A 1,160-nucleotide genomic window follows, 5' to 3' on the forward strand; every position below is an offset into this window, starting at 1 on the left:
CTGAAATTTTACCACGGACGCTAACCATAAACCGACCTTTCTCAGATTTATCATAGGATACCAGTGTGACTGCCCCTGCTTTGACCATGGCATCTGCTGCGGCTAGTACCCCTGGGAAACCTAGGGTCTCAATAGTTCCAACTGCTGCTGGCATTTTGTTCTACTCCGGTCAACACGAAAATTGGGTTAAATCTGATTGTACTGGAGTTATTAGGGAAAATATATCCTGGCTTGCCTAAAATGTTAACATTTAAAATTTAAACTATAAAATATTGAAATTTAACAATAAAATTTAACAATTAATAGAAGTTGAGTTTGGTTAGTTTTTTTAGGCTCTTGCGCACCTGTTTTTCTTTCTCCTGGAGTTCAGTAATCAGTTTTTGATTATAGGGTTCGATAATCCCTGATTCAGTTTCTGAATTTTTCCAAAGTTTACGGGCTAGTTGGAAACATAACTGACATCGTTCCAAATTTCTCAAAATTGAAGGAGTAAATTGAGCCAACAGTTCTTCATCTTCTTTGGTAAACCCCTTTAGATCGATTCTTTCATACAAGTCATCGTTTGGATGACTATTGGGTTTTAATTTATTAATTAATTGTACCACAGCAATTAAATTTTTTTGCTGATTCAACACGGGCCAAGCTAGCATAGTATAGGTTCGGTAACCGGTAATTTTGTCGATTCTTTTCGCTTCTTCAGAACGTGGGTCGTCATAGACATCAAAGGGAACATTAATAATACTTAAGGAGGTAACAGCTGCACCAGCAATTCCTTTATTTGCTGGAATATCAATGACTAGGGAGCCACCTTGACCATCATCAGCGTCAATGGAACCGAGTATATTACTGTGCTGATCCAGTAAAAAAATACTGGTACGGTCTGCTTTTAGTATGTTTCCCGCTTTTCGAGTCAGGCGAGTTAACATTTCTTTGAGGGTGTCCACTAACTCCCCTAAAGCGTCATCAACGGTGTTCACCTCTTCGATAAGTTTTGGTTTTGCGTTCCCGTAGCGTGGCCGTAGACCAATTGCATCACTGGTATCTACGGTATCTACTTCACTGGTATCTACTTGAATCTCTGAGGATTTCACCGGAGTTTCCAGTAACTCTAAACCAGCAATTTCTCGCCAGTTTAAGTGCAATGCTTGACAAATTTCAGT

The 1,160-nt window shown here is 39.2% G+C and carries 2 protein-coding genes; both read right to left on the reverse strand.

The window, feature by feature from the left end; genetic code table 11:
* The coding region (locus F6K49_RS51260) for a BMC domain-containing protein (RefSeq protein ID WP_293110619.1) at positions 1-154 on the reverse strand (154 nt) is incomplete at its 3' end.
* A gap of 145 nt (positions 155-299) precedes the next feature.
* The coding region (locus tag F6K49_RS51265) for a GAF domain-containing protein (protein ID WP_293110617.1) at positions 300-1,160 on the reverse strand (861 nt) is incomplete at its 5' end.

The organism is Moorena sp. SIO3I6 (genome assembly GCF_010672095.1).